The sequence below is a fragment of the Candidatus Protofrankia californiensis genome (assembly GCF_900634765.1).
Classification (GTDB): domain Bacteria; phylum Actinomycetota; class Actinomycetes; order Frankiales; family Frankiaceae; genus Protofrankia; species Protofrankia californiensis.
Window position 1 is genome coordinate 1 of the sequence record NZ_CAAAFT010000067.1, and the last position, 3,044, is coordinate 3,044.

The following is a 3,044-nucleotide window of genomic DNA, read 5'->3' on the forward strand; positions in this document are numbered from 1 at the left end:
CGCCTCGGTCGGCCCCTACACGCACCTGCGCCAGGGCACCCACGTCGGACGGGGGGTCAAGCTCGGCGCGTTCGTGGAGACGAAGGCGGCGGAGATCGCCGAAGGGGCGAAGGTACCGCACCTGGCCTACGTCGGGGACGCGGTGATCGGCGCGCGTAGCAACATCGGGTGTGGCACGATCGTTGCGAACTACGACGGCGTTGCCAAGCACCGCACGGTGATCGGTGCGGATGTCAAGATCGGAAGTGACACCGTGCTGGTCGCACCGGTCCATATTGGTGACGGCGCGTATACCGGTGCTGGTTCGGTCGTGACCGAGGACGTGCTGCCGGGTGCACTCGCGGTCCGGGAGGGCCGGCAGCGGACGATCGAGGGATGGGTGGAGCTACGGCGTCCGGGCACGGCGGCGGCGCGGGCCGCGGCTTCCGCGCGGGGGTATGCCGAACAGTCACGTGACGACGGCGACGCGGGCAAATTGGATCACGCAGGACCGACTCCCGTCACGGTTGCCGGTATTTCCGACAACGGGCGTCGAACGTAGGAATCTGCCGCGGTGCGAAGGACCGACCATGACGGAGCGGGACGAGGGTGGAGAACCTTTGATGGCCTACCAGACGGAGAATCGGCGTAACCTGATGCTTTTCGGTGGCCGTGCGCACCCTGAACTGGTGGCGGAGGTTGCCCGGGAACTCGATGTCGAACCGGTTCCCACCAGCGCGTATGAGTTCTCCAACGGAGAGATTTTTGTCCGGTTCGAGAAATCCGTCCGCGGGTGTGACGCGTTCGTGCTGCAGTGCCACTCCTCGCCGGTGAACACGTGGCTCATGGAACAACTCATCATGGTGGACGCGTTGAAGCGCGCCAATGCGAAGCGTGTCACCGTGGTCGCGCCCTTCTACCCCTACGCCCGGCAGGACAAGAAGCACCGCGGCCGGGAGCCGATCTCGGCCCGGCTGATCGCCGATCTGTTCAAGACCGCCGGCGCGCACCGGCTGATGTCGGTGGACCTGCACACCGCCCAGATCCAGGGTTTCTTCGACGGCCCGGTGGACCATCTGTTCGCGCTGCCGCTACTCGCCGACTACATCGAGGCCAAGCTCGACACGTCCGCGGTCACGGTTGTGGCCCCGGACGCCGGCCGGGTCCGGGTGGCCGAACGCTGGACCGACCGGCTCGGCTGCCCGCTGGCGATCATCCACAAGCGCCGTGACCGGGACGTCCCGAACCAGGTGAAGATGTTCGACGTGGTGGGTGAGGTCAGGGGCCGCACCTGCGTCGTCGTCGACGACATGATCGACACTGCAGGCACCATCACCAAGGCGGCGGAGTCGCTGCGCGAGCACGGCGCGACCGATGTGATCGCCGCGGCAACCCACGGTGTGCTCTCCGGCCCGGCCGTGGACCGCCTGAAGAACTCCGAGATCAGCGAGGTCGTGCTCACCAACACCCTCCCGCTGCGCAGCGAGGCCCGCATCGATAAGATCACCGAATTGTCGATCGCGCCGTTGCTGGCCGCCGCCATCAGGGCGGTTTTCGAGGACGGTTCGGTGACCGAACTCTTCGGCGGCGACGCGTGACCGCCGCCCGGTGATCCCTGCGGCGCACGGCGTCAAGAAGACTGCTGGCTAACGGCGTCTGTGCTGGGCTTGGGTAGCGTGTACGTCCTGCGTACGGCTGTGCTTTTCGTGCTGGCCGCGCTTGCCGAGATCGGCGGGGCGTGGCTGGTGTGGCAGGGGATCCGCGAGCATCGAGGCATCCTGTTCGTCTGCGGCGGACTGATCTCCCTGTGCGTCTACGGCTTTGTCGCGACGCTCCAGGCGGAGGCGTCCTTCGGACGTGTGCTGGCCGCCTACGGCGGTGTGTTCGTCGCCGGATCCCTTGTCTGGGGCGCTGTCGCCGATGGTTACCGGCCCGACCGCTACGACGTTACCGGCGCGTTCGTCTGCCTGATCGGGGTCGGCCTCATCATGTTCGCGCCCCACCGTTGACGAGTTCCACCCGACAGATGCCCGGAGTGTGGTGTTCCTGCCGGGTGGTGTGCGCAGGCCGTCCTACTCGGCGGGTGACACCGACAGTGGCCAGGTGCCGCCCCGCACGCACCGTCCGGTGGCGAGGTCCCAGGCCCAGTGGTGGCGCGGACATTCCAGCACACCGTCGATGATGGCGGCGTCGGCGAGGTCCTCGCCGGCATGAGGGCAGTAGCGCTGGATCCGCAGACCGTCGCGCACGATCGTCTCGTCCGACACGGAGCTGTCCCGCCGAAGCTGCCAGGTCACCACCGGAGTTTCGCCATAGCGCAGCAGGCCCATCAGGGTGACGTCGAACAGGTCCGGATCGCGCCGCAGCTCTATCCGCATCGACAGCAGCGCCTCCTCCCAGGTCGCCTCCCCGTCGACGATCGCACGCAGGACGCGCGGTGGGACGCGCAGCTCGTAGCTGCCGGATGGGTCGCCGGTCGTTGCGGCGTCGCCGGATGTGCCGTCCCCGGCTTCGGGTGTCGGTGGCCGGCCCTCCACGACCGCCGGGTGCGGGGGAACCGGCCGGATCATCACCGTCCACTCCCGGGTACCGGAAAGGATGATGAGATCGCGCTGGTAGTTCTCCAACAATGGACGGTTCCGCCGGATCAGCCGGGAGAAGTACGCGTCGAGTTCGATCGTGCTCACCGGTGTGTCAGGGCGTTGCTCGTGAGCGCTCCATTGCGCGCTCCGGCGCCGGGCATAGGCGGCGACGTCGGTGGGTGCCGGTGACGATGCCGCGATCGTCACCGGCTTGCCGCCGACGATGTCGATCCGGTCACCGGGTTGGACGTTGACGATCTCCACCTGTGGAGCCGCTTCGGCGAACGGGGCCGCGACGTCCTCCCAGTGCGGAAAGATCGTCTCGTCGCGGTCGTTGTGGACGCGCAGGAGCGGATCGAGGAAGACCGGCGGACCCGCGCAGGGTACGTAGGCGCGGGCATCGGTCGCGGCGACCGTCCGTACCAGAGTGTCGAGGAGACCGGAACGCACCTGGACGACCTTGTCCCGCATCACCGAGCGGGG

General features: G+C 67.8%; 3 protein-coding genes and 1 pseudogene. 3 read left to right on the forward strand and 1 reads right to left on the reverse strand.

The features are described 5' to 3' along the window. The 3 genes and pseudogenes from DD1DGNOD_RS04050 to DD1DGNOD_RS04060 form a co-directional block, all read left to right on the forward strand. A pseudogene (locus DD1DGNOD_RS04050) lies at nt 1-541 on the forward strand (DapH/DapD/GlmU-related protein); the annotation flags it as partial. A 61-nt stretch (nt 542-602) separates the two neighbouring features. Next, complete coding sequence (locus tag DD1DGNOD_RS04055) at nt 603-1,577, forward strand: ribose-phosphate diphosphokinase (RefSeq protein ID WP_131769476.1); 975 nt, start codon at nt 603-605, stop codon at nt 1,575-1,577. 78 nt (nt 1,578-1,655) lie between these two features. Next, nucleotides 1,656-1,988 (forward strand): YnfA family protein, encoded by a 333-nt coding sequence (locus DD1DGNOD_RS04060; protein ID WP_131765382.1) that lies wholly within the window; start codon nt 1,656-1,658, stop codon nt 1,986-1,988. A gap of 63 nt (nt 1,989-2,051) precedes the next feature. Here the strand turns inward: DD1DGNOD_RS04060 and DD1DGNOD_RS26475 are convergent. Then, the coding region (locus DD1DGNOD_RS26475) for a Rieske (2Fe-2S) protein (protein WP_206442934.1) at nt 2,052-3,044 on the reverse strand (993 nt) is incomplete at its 5' end.